12 protein-coding genes are annotated in these 16,106 nt (G+C 66.5%); 6 read left to right on the forward strand and 6 right to left on the reverse strand.

Translation table 11 applies throughout. The annotated features are described in order from the left end of the window. The first annotated feature begins 251 nt into the window (after nt 1-251). From ACVOLJ_RS02150 to ACVOLJ_RS02175, 6 genes are all read left to right on the forward strand, one after another. Entirely contained in the window at nt 252-1,649 is a 1,398-nt protein-coding gene (locus ACVOLJ_RS02150) for a ribosomal protein uL16 3-hydroxylase (RefSeq protein ID WP_481563337.1), read from the forward strand. Nucleotides 1,650-1,652: 3 nt separating this feature from the next. Beyond that, nucleotides 1,653-2,555, forward strand: a complete 903-nt coding sequence (locus ACVOLJ_RS02155; RefSeq protein WP_475280635.1) for a GNAT family N-acetyltransferase — start codon at nt 1,653-1,655, stop codon at nt 2,553-2,555. Nucleotides 2,556-2,741: 186 nt separating this feature from the next. Continuing rightward, on the forward strand, nt 2,742-5,573 hold the full coding sequence (locus tag ACVOLJ_RS02160; RefSeq protein ID WP_475280636.1) for a 2-oxoglutarate dehydrogenase E1 component: 2,832 nt from the start codon (nt 2,742-2,744) through the stop codon (nt 5,571-5,573). A 39-nt stretch (nt 5,574-5,612) separates the two neighbouring features. Then, on the forward strand, nt 5,613-6,815 hold the full coding sequence (gene sucB, locus ACVOLJ_RS02165) for a dihydrolipoyllysine-residue succinyltransferase (protein ID WP_481563338.1): 1,203 nt from the start codon (nt 5,613-5,615) through the stop codon (nt 6,813-6,815). Nucleotides 6,816-6,878: 63 nt separating this feature from the next. After that, nucleotides 6,879-8,315 carry a dihydrolipoyl dehydrogenase gene (gene lpdA / locus ACVOLJ_RS02170; RefSeq protein WP_475280638.1) on the forward strand — a complete coding sequence of 479 codons (1,437 nt, stop codon included), beginning with the start codon at nt 6,879-6,881 and terminating at the stop codon, nt 8,313-8,315. A 170-nt stretch (nt 8,316-8,485) separates the two neighbouring features. Next, on the forward strand, nt 8,486-8,896 hold the full coding sequence (locus ACVOLJ_RS02175) for a hypothetical protein (protein ID WP_475280639.1): 411 nt from the start codon (nt 8,486-8,488) through the stop codon (nt 8,894-8,896). A gap of 28 nt (nt 8,897-8,924) precedes the next feature. On the opposite strand, the gene ACVOLJ_RS02180 is transcribed toward ACVOLJ_RS02175, so the two are convergent. The 6 genes from ACVOLJ_RS02180 to ACVOLJ_RS02205 form a co-directional block, all read right to left on the reverse strand. Continuing rightward, a complete protein-coding gene (locus ACVOLJ_RS02180) occupies nt 8,925-9,203 on the reverse strand; it encodes a hypothetical protein (protein WP_481563339.1) in 279 nt (92 codons plus the stop codon). Then, a complete protein-coding gene (locus ACVOLJ_RS02185) occupies nt 9,200-9,412 on the reverse strand; it encodes a hypothetical protein (RefSeq protein ID WP_481563340.1) in 213 nt (70 codons plus the stop codon). Before ACVOLJ_RS02185 ends, ACVOLJ_RS02180 begins: the two co-directional genes overlap by 4 nt. A gap of 151 nt (nt 9,413-9,563) precedes the next feature. Beyond that, nucleotides 9,564-11,000 (reverse strand): replicative DNA helicase, encoded by a 1,437-nt coding sequence (locus ACVOLJ_RS02190; RefSeq protein WP_475280642.1) that lies wholly within the window; start codon nt 10,998-11,000, stop codon nt 9,564-9,566. Between the two features lie 213 nt (nt 11,001-11,213). Next, a complete protein-coding gene (locus tag ACVOLJ_RS02195; RefSeq protein ID WP_475280643.1) occupies nt 11,214-11,774 on the reverse strand; it encodes an NADPH-dependent FMN reductase in 561 nt (186 codons plus the stop codon). Between the two features lie 65 nt (nt 11,775-11,839). Beyond that, nucleotides 11,840-13,783, reverse strand: a complete 1,944-nt coding sequence (gene asnB / locus ACVOLJ_RS02200; protein ID WP_481563341.1) for an asparagine synthase (glutamine-hydrolyzing) — start codon at nt 13,781-13,783, stop codon at nt 11,840-11,842. A gap of 3 nt (nt 13,784-13,786) precedes the next feature. Further along, on the reverse strand, nt 13,787-16,066 hold the full coding sequence (locus ACVOLJ_RS02205) for a thiamine pyrophosphate-dependent enzyme (RefSeq protein WP_481563342.1): 2,280 nt from the start codon (nt 16,064-16,066) through the stop codon (nt 13,787-13,789). Between the last annotated feature and the right edge of the window lie 40 nt (nt 16,067-16,106).

Here is a 16,106-nt window from a genome sequence, read left to right on the forward strand (position 1 = left end):
GGCGCGGAGGTGGGGGCCCGCGGAGAGGGCGGGCGGGTGGGCGGCGCCCCCCGTTGCGGCCCCCCCCCCCCCGGCCAAACCCGGCTTTTGCTTTCCGCGACCAACCCAGACCCCGCCACGAGGGGCTCCGCCGTTGGCCGGACCCCGCGACAAACCCGCGCACGTGCGCAATCCACACGAACGTCGGACAATGGAGGCCTTGGCGGCCCGCCACGCCGCCCCTCCCGCTTTCCGCTGCAAGGATCTCCCCCATGGCCGCCCGCAAATCCACCGCTCCCCTGATCGAAGTCCACGCCCGCCCCGGCAAGCCGCTGGGCATGGCCCCGGCCACCTTCCTGCGCGACTTCTGGCAGAAACGCCCGCTGCTGATCCGTAATGCTTTCCCGGATTTCCAGACCCCGGTGCAGCCGGAAGACCTGGCCGGCCTGGCCTGCGAAGAAGGCGTGCTGGCCCGCCTGATCGAGCACGACAAGACGCAGGACAGCTGGCGCGTCCGCAGCGGTCCGTTCCAGGAAGCGGTCTTCCCCGCCCTGCCCGACCACGACTGGACCCTGCTGGTGCAGGACGTGGACAAGTGGGACAAGGACGTGCGTGCGCTGATCGAGCACTTCAGCTTCCTGCCGCGCTGGCGCATGGACGATGTGATGATCAGCTTCGCCGCCACCGGTGGCTCGGTCGGCGCCCACGTGGACCAGTACGACGTGTTCCTGCTGCAGGCCCACGGCCATCGCCGCTGGCAGATCGATGCCAGTGAGTCGATCAAGGGCAAGCAGCCGCCGCTGGGCTTCCGCCCCGATGTGGAACTGAAGCTGCTGCAGGTGTTCAAGCCGACCCACGACTGGGTGCTGGCGCCGGGCGACATGCTGTACCTGCCGCCGAACGTGCCGCACCACGGTGTCGCCGAAGATCCGTGCCTGACCTTCTCCTTCGGCATGCGCGCGCCGTCCTCGGCCGAGTTGATCAGCGACTACCTGGATACCCTGATCGCCGACGCCGACGAGAACATCCGTTACCAGGATGCCGACCTGAAGGCACCGGCCGACCCGAACGAAATCGATACGGTGGCGATGGCGCGGGTGATCACCGCCCTCAACGCCATCCGCATGAACGATCCGGACAAGCTGGGTGACTGGTTCGGCCGCTTCATCACCACCTACCGCGCTGCAGGCGAAGTGATGGCCCACCAGGCCGCACCGCCGCAGGAGGAAGTGATCGAGGCCCTGCAGTCGGGCCTGCTGCTGCAACGCCATCCGTGGGCGCGGCTGGCCTGGCGCCGGGCCAAGCGCGGCGCCAGCCTGTATGTCAGCGGCCAGGATTTCGCCCTGCCGATCAAGGACGCACAGCGCCTGGCCGGTGCCGAGCAGCTGGATGCTGCCGCCTACCGTGGCCTGTCCGACAAGGGCCGCGCCGTGCTCCAGCAGCTGCTGGTCGGCGGCGTCTTCCAGTTGATCGACCCGAACGAGGCCTACGCCGACGAGGACGAGGACGCGCTGGGCGAGGTGATCGAGGGCCGGGACCAGGTCGAAACCCTCGACGAAGACGCGATGTTCGATAACGTGCACCTGGTGACGGTGCACGAGGATGGCATCGAGGTCATCGTCAACTTCGACGATGACGAAGAAGACGACAGCGACGTCCCCCGCACCTGAGCCATGAGCGCCTTCCGGGTCCAGCAGGTCGGCCACGCCGAGGCCCATGTCGCCATCCACGGGGTGCGGCAGCAGGTTTTCGTGCAGGAACAGCGCATCGCCGCCGAACTGGAACGCGATGCGCTGGACCCGGTATGCGCCCACGTGCTCGCTGTGGATGCCGACGGCCAGGCGCTCGGCACCGGACGCCTGGCCCCGGATGGCCGCATCGGCCGCATGGCGGTACTGGCCGGCCATCGCGGCCAGGGCATTGGCGAAGCCATGCTGGAGGCGCTGGTCGCGGCCGGCCGCCAGCTGCGCCTGGCCGAACTGCACCTGCACGCGCAGCTGCCGGCATGCGATTTCTACGCCCGCCAGGGCTTCCTGCCCGAAGGCGAGGTGTTCGAGGAGGCCGGCATCGGCCACCTGCAGATGCGGCGTCGCCTCGGCACCGCATCGGCCATCGACAACCGCGCCGAAGCGGTGGCCATCACCACGGCCATCTTCCATCGGGCACGCCGCCATGTGTGGTTGCACAGCCGCCAGCTGGACCCCGGCCTGCTCGATGCCCCCCCGGTACAGGCCGCCCTGCGCCGCTTCGTCACCGCCCGTCACGACAAGCAGCTGCGGGTGATCGTGCACGATGCTGCCGCCATTGCCAGCGCCGGTGCGCCCCTGCTGGCCCTGCTGCAGCGCCTGCCCAGCGTGGTCCAGTTCCGCGAAGTGGCCGATCCGGTTGATCGCGCCCTCGCCTCGGCCTGCGTGCTCAACGATGTCGGAGACTTCTACTTTCGTCTCATCGGCCATCGCCTTGATGGCGAAGCGGCCATCGCGCTGCCGGCACGTTCGCAACCGTTCGCGCAGCAATTGCAGCGTGTCTGGGACCGTTCGCGCGATTGCAGCGAACTGCGCGCGCTCGGCATCTGACCGCCAGCGGTCCGCTCAACCTGTCTGGGACCGACACCGCAGGACGCGGGATGCCCTTCCTGCTGCCCCTTCGTGTCCGGATGGGGGTACAATTTGGCCGTTTGAACGCGCCCGTGCATGGCTATTCATCTTCGTGCCGGGTCCTTCTGAAGCCATACCCCACAAAGCGAATCAGCACCCTCCATCGTGGACAATCAACTGAAGCAGTTTGCGCAATCTTCGCAACTCGCCGGCGGCAACGCCTCCTATGTCGAGGACCTGTACGAGCAGTACCTGGTCTCCCCGGATAGTGTCGATCCCAAATGGAAAACCTACTTCGACGGCTTCAAGGGCCGCGAAGCAGGCGACATTCCGCACTCGGCCGTCATTTCCCACATCGCGGACGCGGCCAAGGATGCGCTGAAAGCAGGCACCGGCACCGGTGCAGGCGACGAGCGTGAGCGCAATGTTGGGCGCCTGATCACCGCCTATCGTTCGCGTGGTCACCTGGACGCCCGCCTGGATCCGCTGGGCCTGGCCGCTCCGGTCAATACCCCCGACCTCGGCCTGCCCTTCCACAGCCTGTCCGACGGCGATCTCAACAGCGAGTTCAGCACCGGCGGCGTCGGCGGCCAGCCGCGCATGAAGCTGCGTGACCTGCTGGCGCGCCTGAAGGCGACCTACACCGGTTCGATCGGTGCAGAGTTCATGCACATCGCCGAAGTCGAGCAGCGCCAGTGGATCTACAAGAAGCTGGAACTGGCCGGTGGCAACTACCAGCTGGACGCTGACACCCAGCGCCGCACGCTGGAGCGCCTGACCGCCGCCGAAGGCCTCGAGCGTTACCTGCACACCAAGTACGTCGGCCAGAAGCGCTTCTCGCTGGAAGGCGGCGACTCGCTGATCCCGATGATGGATACCATCATCCGCAGCGCCGGCAAGGATGGCGTCAAGGACGTGGTCGTCGGCATGGCCCACCGTGGCCGCCTGAACGTGCTGGTCAACACCCTCGGCAAGAACCCGCGCAAGCTGTTCGACGAATTCGAAGGCAAGTTCGAGCACGACGAGCACGCTTCGGCCGGCGACGTGAAGTACCACATGGGCTTCTCGGCCGACGTGGCCACTGAAGGTGGCCCGGTGCACCTGGCGCTGGCGTTCAACCCGTCGCACCTGGAAATCGCCGACCCGGTGGTCGCCGGTTCCGTGCGCTCGCGCCAGGAACGCCGCAAGGACACCGCGCGCAAGCAGGTGATGCCGATCCTGATCCACGGCGACGCGGCCTTCTCCGGCCAGGGCGTGGTCATGGAACTGTTCCAGATGTCGCAGGCCCGCGGCTTCGCCGTTGGCGGCACCGTGCACATCGTGGTCAACAACCAGGTTGGCTTCACCACCTCCAACCCGCTGGATACGCGTTCCACGCGCTATGCCACCGACGTGGCGAAGATGATCGCCGCCCCGGTGCTGCACGTGAACGGCGATGATCCCGAAGCGGTCGTGTTCGCCGCGCAGCTGGCCTTCGAGTTCCGCCAGAAGTTCGCCAAGGACGTGGTCATCGACCTGATGTGCTATCGCCGTTGGGGCCACAACGAGGCCGACGAGCCGGCAATCACCCAGCCGCTGATGTACCAGGTGATCCGCAAGCACGCCACCACCCGCGAGATGTACGCCGAACAGCTGGAAAAGGCAGGCGTGATCGCCGCCGGCGCCGGCAGGGCGATGGTCGATGCGTACCGCGAGAAGCTGGACGCCGGTGAAGTGACCACCGAACTGGCCAAGGTCGAGAAGACCCCGCCGACCAGCCCGCTGTTCGTCGATTGGCCCAAGCTGCTGGAAGGCAAGCTGTCCGACGAGATCTCCACCAAGGTCGACAAGGACAAGCTGCTGGCCCTGGCCAAGCTGATCAACACCGTGCCCGAAGAAGTGCAGCTGCACTCGCGCGTGTCCAAGGTGTACGACGACCGTCGCAAGATGGCGGCCGGCGAGATCCCGGGTGACTGGGGCTTTGCCGAAAACCTGGCCTACGCCACCCTGCTGGACGAAGGCAGTGCACTGCGCCTGGTCGGCCAGGACGTCGGCCGCGGCACGTTCACCCATCGCCACGCGATCCTGCACGACCAGAAGACCGACAACTACTACCTGCCGCTGCGGCAGCTGGTGGATTCGCCGGAGAAGGCCACCATCATCGATTCGCTGCTCAGCGAGGAAGCGGTGATGGCCTACGAGTACGGTTTCTCGACCACCGATCCGAACACCCTGTGCATCTGGGAAGGCCAGTTCGGCGATTTCGCCAACGGCGCCCAGGTGGTGATCGACCAGTTCATCGCTGCCGGCGAAGCAAAGTGGGGCCGCATTTCCGGCCTGACCCTGCTGCTGCCGCATGGCTATGAAGGTCAGGGCCCGGAACACAGCTCGGCGCGCCTGGAGCGCTTCCTGCAGCTGTGCGCACTGGAGAACATGCTGGTGGTGGTGCCGTCGACCCCGGCGCAGGCCTTCCACATGCTGCGTCGCCAGCAGCACCTGACCACCCGCAAGCCGCTGGTGGTGATGTCGCCCAAGTCGCTGCTGCGCCACAAGCTGGCCGTGTCGACCCTGGACGAGCTGGCCAATGGCGAGTTCCAGCACCTGATCGGCGATGCCAATGCAGATGCCAAGAAGGTCAAGCGCGTGGTGCTGTGCTCGGGCAAGGTCTACTACGACCTGCTGGAAGACCAGACCAAGCGTGGCCAGGACGACGTGGCGATCATCCGCGTGGAGCAGCTGTACCCGTTCCCGCGTGCGCTGCTGGCTGCCGAACTGAAGAAGTACGGCAAGGCCACCGACGTGGTGTGGACGCAGGAAGAACCGCAGAACCAGGGTGCGTGGTACCAGATCCGCCATCACCTGCAGTTCTGCCTGGCCGATGGCCAGAACCTGCACTACGCCGGTCGCGCACGCTCGGCTTCGCCGGCTGCCGGTCACATGGCTGACCACGTCCGCGAACAGCAGCAGCTGGTCGCCGATGCACTGGTCAACCCGTTCAACGACTCGTTCGCTGAATAACTCTCCCCCTATTTAGAAGACAAACCAGGAAGCTCCCGCATGGCCACCGAAGTCAAAGCCCCGGTACTGCCCGAATCCGTCGCCGACGGCACCATCGCCACCTGGCACAAGAAGGTGGGCGACGCCGTCAAGCGCGACGAAAACCTGCTTGACCTGGAAACCGACAAGGTCGTTCTGGAAGTGCCGTCGCCGGTTGATGGCGTGATCAAGGAAATCAAGTTCGCCGAAGGCGCGACCGTGACGTCCAGCCAGGTCGTGGCGATCATCGAAGAAGGCGCCGTGGCTGCTGCCCCGGCTCCGGCCGCTGAAGCAGCTCCGGCTGCCGCCGCCGCTCCGGCCGCTGCTGCGCCGGCTGCCGCCGCTGCTCCGGCTCCGGCTGCCAAGTCGTCGGCCGATGCACTGCCGCCGGGCGCCCGCTTCACCGCCATCACCGAAGGCGTGAACCCGTCCGACGTTGACGGCACCGGCCGTCGCGGCGCGGTCACCAAGGAAGACATCGTCAACTTCGCCCGCAACGGCGGTGCCGGCAAGGCCGGCGGCGCACGTCCGGAAGAACGCGTGCCGATGACCCGCATCCGCAAGCGCATCGCCGAGCGCCTGATGGAGTCGAAGAACTCCACCGCCATGCTGACCACCTTCAACGAAGTCGACCTGTCCAAGGTGTCGGCCGCGCGCAAGGACCTGCAGGACGAGTTCGTCAAGGCGCACGGCATCAAGCTGGGCTTCATGAGCTTCTTCGTGAAGGCCGCTGCCAACGCGCTGCAGCGCTTCCCGCTGGTCAACGCCTCGATCGACGGCGATGACATCATCTACCACGGCTACTCGGACATCTCGATCGCCGTGTCGACCGAGAAGGGCCTGGTCACGCCGGTGCTGCGCAACGTCGAGCGCATGTCGTTCGCCGACATCGAGCGCACCATCGCCGACTACGCCAAGAAGGCCCGTGACGGCAAGCTGAGCCTGGAAGAACTGCAGGGCGGCACCTTCACCGTGACCAACGGCGGCACCTTCGGCTCGCTGCTGTCGACCCCGATCATCAATCCGCCGCAGAGCGCCATCCTGGGCATGCACGCCATCAAGGAGCGTCCGATCGCCCAGAACGGCCAGGTCGTGATCGCGCCGATGATGTACCTGGCGATGTCCTACGATCACCGCATCATCGACGGCAAGGACTCGGTGCAGTTCCTGGTGGACATCAAGAACCAGCTGGAAAACCCGGGCCGCATGCTGTTCGGCCTGTAAGTGACCTCCCGCCCCTCCGCGCCTGCGCGGAGGGGTTCTGGTAATGCAACAAGGAATAATTCAATGGCTGAACAATTCGACGTCGTCGTCATCGGTGCCGGCCCGGCCGGTTACCACGCGGCCATCCGCGCCGCACAGCTGGGCCTGAAGACCGCCTGCATCGACGCAGCGCTGGGCAAGGACGGCAAGCCGGCCCTGGGTGGCACCTGCCTGCGCGTGGGCTGCATCCCGTCCAAGGCGCTGCTCGATTCCTCGCGCCAGTTCTGGAACATGGGCCACATCTTTGGCGACCACGGCATCAGCTTCAAGGACGCCAAGATGGACGTCGAGGCGATGGTTGGCCGCAAGGACAAGATCGTCAAGCAGTTCACCGGCGGCATCGCCATGCTGTTCAAGGCCAACAAGGTCGCCACCTACTACGGCTTCGGTGAACTGCAGCCGGGCAACGTGGTCAAGGTGAAGCAGCACGACGGTTCGGAAGTCGAGCTGAAGGGCACCAACGTCATCATCGCCGCCGGTTCGGATTCGATCGAACTGCCGTTCGCCAAGTTCGACGGCGACACCATCGTCGACAACGTCGGTGGCCTGGACTTCACCGAAGTGCCGAACCGCCTGGCAGTCATCGGCGCCGGCGTGATCGGCCTGGAACTGGGCAGCGTGTGGAAGCGCCTGGGTTCGGACGTGACCATCCTCGAAGCCATGCCGGACTTCCTGGCCGCTGCCGACGCCGAAGTGGCCAAGACCGCCGCCAAGGAATTCAAGAAGCAGGGCCTGGACATCAAGCTCAATGCCAAGGTCTCCAAGACCGAGATCACCGGCAAGGGCAAGAAGAAGGAAGTCGTCGTCAGCTACACCGACGCCGAAGGCGAGAAGAGCCTGACCGTGGACAAGCTGCTGGTGGCCGTCGGCCGTCGCGCCGCCACCAAGGGCCTGCTGGCCGAAGGCACCGGCGTCAAGATCAACGACCGCGGCCAGATCGAAGTCGATGCGCACTGCCACACCGGCGTCAATGGTGTGTGGGCGGTGGGTGACTGCGTGCGCGGCCCGATGCTGGCGCACAAGGGCTTCGAGGAAGGCATCGCTGTTGCCGAGCTCATCGCCGGCCTGCCGGGCCACGTCAACTTCGACACCATCCCGTGGGTCATCTACACCGAGCCGGAGCTGGCCTGGGTCGGCAAGACCGAAGCACAGCTGAAGGCCGAAGGCGTTCCGTACAAGGCTGGCAGCTTCCCGTTCGCCGCCAACGGCCGTGCCGTGGCGATGATGGAGCCGGCAGGTTTCGTCAAGATCCTGGCCCACGCCGAAACCGATCGCATCCTCGGCATGCACCTGGTCGGTGCCAACGTGTCCGAACTGGTGCACGAAGGCGTGCTGACCATGGAGTTCAGCGGCTCGGCCGATGACCTGGCCCGCATCTGCCACGCCCACCCGTCGCTGTCGGAAGTGATCCACGACGCGGCGATGGCAGTCAGCAAGCGCGCCATCCACAAGGCGAACTGATCTGCATCCGGCTGGGTGCCGACCGTTGGTCGGCACACTCCAGAAAACCGGAAAACCCCGCTTCGGCGGGGTTTTTTGTTGGCCGCTTGACCGGCTGCCGGCAACCCGGCTCAATGGGACCCGGCCCAGGAATGCAAAGGCCGTCCCGATCCGCATGGAGCTGCACGATCATGTCCCTGCCCCGCCGTTGTTGCCTGCCGCTGTTGATCGCCTCTGCCGTAGCCGCATGCAACACCGCCGCGCCGGCCACCGACTACCGGGCTGCCGACGTGCAGCCGGTGGAAGTGATGCCCCAGCCCGACGGCGATGTGCTCATCCGTTATCGCGTCCCGGCCGAATCCGTCTTTCACTCGCCCGGCGCCAACGTGCGCACCGCCAGCGACGGCAGCCTGGAAGTGTCCCTGCAGCGCTGCGGCATCCAGCAGCAGTGCCCAGTGACCCACCCGGCAACAGCGACCACAGGCGAGCCGCTGCAGGTTGAATTCCTGCTGCACCCGCGTGGCCGCATCTTCATGGTCTACCGCGACCTGCGCGAGCAGGTGTTCCCGGCACCGCCGGCAGCGGCGCCGCCCCCACCCTGAAGCGATCGCTGTTCCGGCAGTTGGCCGATCAACGCTGCACCGGCTGCGCCACCGGTTCGGTGACAGCCGTCCTGGGCGGATCGTCACAGATGCGGTGCTGGACGACCGTGTCGCCCACCTTCCATTCCTTCTCCACCCGGCAGGACTCCGCGGGCGCGTCCTTGACGGTCGCGGTGGTCGCGGTGGTCGCAGTGGTGGGGGCGGATGCAGGATCATGCCCCCGCTCAAGGTAGGCCGATGGCGGCTCCTTGCCGAACGCAGGGCCCACCATCAGCAGCGCCAGCGCCACTACCGCCTGCGCCCTCATGCGGCCACCGGTCCGCCACCCAGCAGGCGCGCCGGCAGCATGAACAGCGCGCGCAGGAACGCGAACAACGCCGAGAAGGTGATGCCGACCAGACGGAACGGCAGGCTCAGCAGCCACACGAACGGCCATGCCAGCAGCGCGAGGATCGCCAGCGGCCAGCACAATACGAACAGCAGGCACCACACACCGAGTGCGAACAGCGTCTTCATCACGGTCTCCATCGGCGGCACCCCGCCGCCTGCATCCACCGTGCCGGCCCACTCGCGCGGGCGCAAACGGTTTGCGACGAAACCGGGCTGAGGGCGATGAAACCGGGGAAATCCGCCGGGCGGGCCCGGCGCTACCGTAACGCCTTCGGCGTTACTCGAACGAACCGACCGAGTCGTGGGACAGATTGTCGAAGCGGGTGTACTCGCCGAAGAACTTCAGCTTGCACGAGCCGGTGGGGCCACCACGGTGCTTGCCGATGATGATCTCGGCCAGGCCCTTGTCCGGCGAATTTTCCTTGTTGTAGTAATCGTCGCGGTAGATGAAGACGATCATGTCCGCATCCTGCTCGATTGCGCCGGATTCGCGAAGGTCGGCCATCACCGGGCGCTTGTCGGTTCGTGTTTCCAGCGAGCGGTTGAGCTGCGACAGCGCGATGACCGGTACATGCAGTTCCTTGGCCAGACCCTTCAACGAACGCGAGATCTCGGAAATTTCGGTCGCGCGGTTTTCGCTGTTGCCCGGCACGCTCATCAGCTGCAGGTAGTCGATCACGATCAGGCCCAGGTCGTGCTCGCGCTTGAGACGGCGGCACTTGGAACGCAGGATCTCCGGCGACACGCCCGGCGTATCGTCGATGAAGATCTTGGTTTCCTTCAGCATCTTGATCGCGCCGGTCACCCGGCTCCAGTCCTCGTCCTCCAGCTGGCCGGTACGCAGGCGCTGCGCGTTGATCCGGCCATTGGAAGAGATCAGGCGCATTGCCAGCTGCGACGCCGACATTTCCATCGAGAACACCGCTACGCCCTTCTTCGATTTGATCGCTGCGTATTCGGCGATATTCAGCGCGAAGGTGGTCTTGCCCATTGCCGGACGCGCGGCAAGGATGATCAGATCGGTCGGCTGCAGGCCGGCGGTCATCGCATCGAAATCGGTATAGCCGGTCGGCAGGCCGGTGATGTTGCCGCCATTCTCGAAACGATTGCGCAGCTCCTCGAACGCGTCCTTCAACGCGCCGGGCATGGCCACGAAATCGGTACGGCCGCGCGCGCCCTGCTCGGCGATCGCGAACACACTCTTTTCCGCCGCCGACAACAGCTCGCTGCTGTCGCGCCCCTCGGGCTGGAAACCATCGTTGACGATGTCGGTGCCGACCTGGATCAGCTGCCGCAGCACCGCCTTGTCACGCACGATCTCGGCATAGGCCACGATGTTGGCGGCCGACGGCGTGGTGCTGGCCAGCTCGATCAGATAGGCGCCATCGCCCACCAGCTCCATCTTGCCCTGCGATTCGAACCACTCGCCCAGGGTCACCGCATCGAACGGGCGCTCGCGCTCGGACAGCTCGCGGATGGCCCGGTAGATCATCTGATGGTCGCGACGGTAGAAATCGCCTTCGGTCAGCTGGTCGTTGACCCGATCGTAGGCGTCCGGTGCCAGCATCAGGCCGCCCAGCACCGCCTGTTCGGCTTCAACCGAATGCGGTGGCACGCGCAGCTGGTCGATACGCGATTCATCGCGGTCACGATCACGATCGAAGCCATCGCCGCGCTCTCTGCGGTTGGAACGGAAGCCGGAACGGGCGGACATGCTTCGGTGTTTCCTGCAATTGGGGCCAGACGAGTGTAGGCATGCGCCGACCCCGGCGGCCATGGACAACTCTGTGGATAAGCCGTGAGTGACCGGGGGATATCCGCCAGGGTATGGCCAGACTGGCGCTGGAGTACCGCAATGCATGCCACAGACGTCGTTGCGACGCCCGTAGCCGATCATTATCGCAGATGGGGACCGCCGCCGCTGGCGTCAATCGCCCTTGACGTGCACCGCGATCAGGGCCAGGAACCGGTCCACATAGCCCTGCAGGAACTTCTGCGTGCCTTCATTGTGCAGGGTGCCGTCGGCATCGATCAGCCCCTCCTTGAAATGAACGAACGCTTCGGGCTGGCCAAGCACGTGCATGTCCAGGAAGGCCAGGCTGTTGCGCAGGTGCTGCTGGGCCACGGCCGTGCCGATCTGGCCGATGGAGGCGCCGATCACCGCCGCCGGCTTGCCTGCAAAGGCGCTGTCGCCATAGGGCCGTGAACCGATGTCGATGGCATTCTTCAGCACCCCGGGCACCGACCGGTTGTACTCGGGAGTAACGAACAGCACCGCATCGGCAGCGCGGACCTGGTCCTTCAGGCGGGTGCCCTGGGCCGGGTAGCTGCCATCGAAATCCTGGTCATACAGCGGCAGGTCACCGATCTGCACATACTGGAAGCGCGCCTTGTCGCCGGCCAGCTTTTCCAGCGCATGCGCCAGCTTGCGGTTGCACGAGTCCTTGCGCAGGCTGCCGACGAACACGGCAATGGTGGGGACGGACATCGGACAGGCTCCTCACAATGCGGGACGCCCAGCCTAGCGACACGGCCCTTGCGCGGCAGTGAAGATCAGCCGCGCTGCACGCCCGCACGCACCTGCCGCCAATGATCCTGCCAGGCCTGGAACATCAGCACGTTCCACAGGTGGGTGTGCCACTTGCGCTGGCCACCGAGAAACTGCTGCCACAACGGCTGCACCGCCGCGGCCGACAGCACGCCCTCGCGCTCCAGCCGCGCCGGCTGCAGCAGTTCATCGGCCCAGGGCCGCAGATCGCCCTTCAGCCAATCGCTCACCGGTGCGCCGAAGCCGCGCTTGGGCCGGTGCACCATCGACTGCGGCACATACCGCCCCAGCACGCGCTTGAGCAGGACCTTGCTGGTTGATTCGCTGCGCTTGAAGCCCAGCGGCAGCGACCAGGCAAACTCGGCCACGCGCCAGTCGAGCAGCGGTGCGCGTGCCTCCAGGCTGACTGCCATCGACGTGCGGTCGACCTTGCACAGCAGATCGTCCGGCAGGTAGCTCACAAAATCGGCCAGCATCATTGCGTCGGCCGCCGTACCGGCGCCGTGCAGGGGATCGGCCAGGTCATAGAAACTGCCGGCCTCGCGTGCGCCGATCACCGCCGCGGCCGGATCACGCCAGCGCGAAATGCGGTTGCGATACACGTCGCCGATGCCACGCGCACCGGTTTCGGCCAGCAACGCGGCCAGCCCGCCGGTCCGCGAGGCTTCACCCTGCTGGTGGGCCCGCGCGCCCATCCAGCGCCGCAGCGGCGCCGGCACCCTGCCCAGCATCTGCCAGTTGCGCAGCGCACGTACGTAGCGGGTGTAGCCGAAGAACAGTTCATCGCCACCATCGCCGGACAACGCCACGGTCACGCCCTGGCGGGCCAGGCGGGCAACCAGCGCGGTCGGCACCTGCGAGGCATCGGCGAAGGGTTCATCGAACATCGCCGGCAGCTGCGGCACCACCGCCAGCGCATCGGCGCCACTGACATACAGTTCGGTGTGATCGCAGCCCAGGTGCGTGGCCAGCTCCCTGGCCAGCGGAGCTTCGTCGTGATGGGAGCCACTGAAGCCGATACTGAAGCTGTGCACCGGCTGCGCGCTCTGCGCCTGCATCAGCGCCGCGACCAGCGATGAATCAGTGCCGCCGGACAGGAACACACCCACCGGCACGTCGGCCACCATGCGCAATGCCACGGCATCGCGCAGCAGGCCATCCAACTGTTCTTCGGCCTCTTCGATGCGGCCCTGGAACGGTGCGGCCAGCGCCGCCTGCATGCGCGCCCGTGCATCCCAGTAGGGCCGCTGGGCCTGTTCCGGGCGATGCGCGCCGGCACCGGCGGCCACCGTAGCGGCATCCAGCCGCAGCACGCGCCCGGGCATCAGCTTGTAGCAGTGCTGGTGGATGCTGTGCGGCGCGGGGATGTAGTCCAGCCGCAACAGCAGGGTCAGCGCATCGCGGTCGATGTCGTTGTCGAAATCCGGGTGCTGCCACAGCGCCTTCAGCTCCGAACCGAAGACCAGGGCCTCGCCCGCCCACCCGTAGTACAGCGGCTTCTTGCCGACCCGGTCGCGGGCCAGCCACAGGCACTGCTCCTGACGGTCCCACAGGGCGATGGCGAACATGCCGTTGGCGCGCTGCAGGGTGTCCTCGACACCCCACTGCAGGAATGCGGCCAGCAGCACCTCCGTATCGGAATGGCCCCGGAACGCGTGGCCCAGCGGCTTCAGTTCGGCACGCAGGGCGGCAAAGTTGTAGACCTCGCCGTTGTAGGCCATCACGTAACGACCGTCGGCCGAGGCCATCGGCTGGTGGCCCAGCGGTGAAAGATCGAGGATGCTCAGGCGCCGGTGGGCCAGGGCGACGCCAGTGGCGGCGTCGACCCAGGTACCGCCGTCATCCGGCCCACGGTGATGCAGCGCCTGGCCCATGGCCAGTGCCTGCGCCTGCAGGACCTCGGCCGGGGCCTGTGCCGCCGGCAACAACATTCCCGCCAATCCACACATGCATCAGGCTTCCTGCGCCAGGTCGAGGGCGGCGCCAATCACCGCATTGTCGCTTGGAAGCCCGAACATTGCTGCCCCCGCCAGCGGCGTATAGGTATCGGCGCCGCAGACCCGGCGCATCGGCAGGTGGCCGTGGCCGGCCTCGACCAGCGCGGTGACCACGCCTTCGCCCACGCCGCCACTCTGCCGCCCCTCGTCCAGCACCAGCACCCGCCTGGCGGTGGCGGCCTGGGCTGCGATGAAGCCTGCATCCAACGGCACCAGCCAGCGCAGGTCCACCACCCGTACCTGCCAGCCCAGCCGCTGCTGGATGCCTGCCGCGGCACGAAGGGCCATCGGCACGCCGTTGCCATAGGTGAAGATCACCAGGTCATCGGCGTCGGGCGAGTACACCCTGCCCTCGCCCAGCACCAGCGCCTGCCCCGGCGCGGGGTAGTCGAACAACCACTGGCCATCGCCGGCAGCGTGCAGATCCTTGGTCATGTACAGGGCGATGGGCTCCAGGAACACCGCCACCCGGCCATCTACCCGGGCCAATGCCGACAGCGTGCGCAGCATCATCACCGCATCATCGCCACGCGACGGGCAGCCCACCACCAGCCCCGGAATGTCGCGCAGCGCAGTGATCGAATTGTCGTTGTGGAAATGGCCGCCGAAGCCCTTCTGATAGCCCAGGCCGGCCACCCGCACCAGCATCGGGTTGCGGAACTGGTCATTGGAGAAGAACTGCAGCGAGCAGGCTTCACCACGCACCTGGTCGATGGCGTTGTGCAGATAGGCCAGGTACTGGATTTCCGGGATCGGCAACAGGCCCACGTTGGCCAGGCCCTGGGCCATGCCCAGGATCATGGTTTCGTCCAGCAGCGTATTGAACACCCGGCGCGGCCCGAACCGGCGCAGCAGATCCCGGGTGACCGTATACACGCCGCCCTTCTGCGCCACGTCCTCGCCGAACAGCAGCGCCTGCGGATATTTGCACAACAGCTCCTGCAGGCCGTGGTTGATCTGTATCGCCAGGTGCCGCGGCGGTTGCCGCTCCGGCAGCGCATCGGCACCGCCGTACAACGCCTGGCGTGCCTCCTCCGGCGCACCACGCTCGGCTTCGGCCTGCACCGCGGCAGGACTGTAAGGCGCCAACGGTGCCGTCACCTCCTGCAGCGTCTGCAGTTTCGGACGCGTATCGGCATCGGCGGCGGCGGCCATGCAGCGCGCGCGCAGATTTTCGTAGGCCATTTCGATGGCTGCCGCATCCATCCAGCCCGATTCCAGCGCGATCTGCGCCGAGCGCAGCAGCGGGTCGTGTGCTTCGGCCGCACACAGCTCGGCCAGCGCGCGCCACTCCACTTCAAAGTCGGTGCCGGCATGACCCATCAACCGCGTGGTACGCAGGTGCAGGAAGGTCGGCCGGCGCAGGCGCCGGCAATGCTCCACCGCCGCCTGCACCTGTGCATGGCCCGCCGCCAGGTCCAGTCCATCGGCAAGGAAATAGTCCAGGCCCGGCTGCCGGCTGAAGCGCTCGGCAATCCATCCTTCAGGCGTCTTCACCGAAATGCCGAGACCGTTGTCTTCGCAGACGAACAGGATCGGCACCGGCAGCTTCTGGTAAGCCGACCACATCGCAGTGTTGAATGCGGTCTGCGCGGTGGCGTGGTTGGCCGAGGCATCACCGAAGGAACACATCACGATGCTGTCGGCTGGAATGGGCAACGGATGGGCCAGGCGCCTGCCGCTTTCGATGGCCAGCGCGGTGCCCACCGCCTTGGGCAGGTGCGAGGCGATGGTCGAGGTCTGCGGCAACACCCACAACGGCTTGCTGCCCCAGACCTTGTGGCGGCCACCGCTGGCCGGATCGTCGGCGCTGGCGGCGAAAGACAGCGCCGCGTCGCGCAGCGGGTCCATGCCTGGCACCTGCCGTGCACGTTCGGCCATGAAGGCACCGGAACGATAGTGCAGGAACGCCGGGTCGGTATGCCGGCATGCACGCGCCAGCAGCGCATTGCCTTCATGCCCGGACGATCCGATGGTGTAGAAAACCTTGTTCTGCACGCGCAGCACGCGCGCCATCAGATCCAGCTGGCGGCTGGCCAGTTGCGATTCGAACAGTTCGGCAAACGCGGCAGCGGTCAGCGTACTGCCCGGCAGAATCGGTGCATCCGGCGCCGGCCGCGGTCGCGGCATGCCGCGCCAGCCGCGCACGGCCTCAAGGAAATTGACATCGCACACTTCGGCGCGGTTGAGCCCGCGCATGCGTGCCGGGATTGGATCGGGAACCACAGCGAACATCGAACAGCCTCCGTGTCGTTGTTGCGTTCCGCCGGGCATT

It is taken from the genome of Stenotrophomonas sp. STEN046, assembly GCF_056759755.1.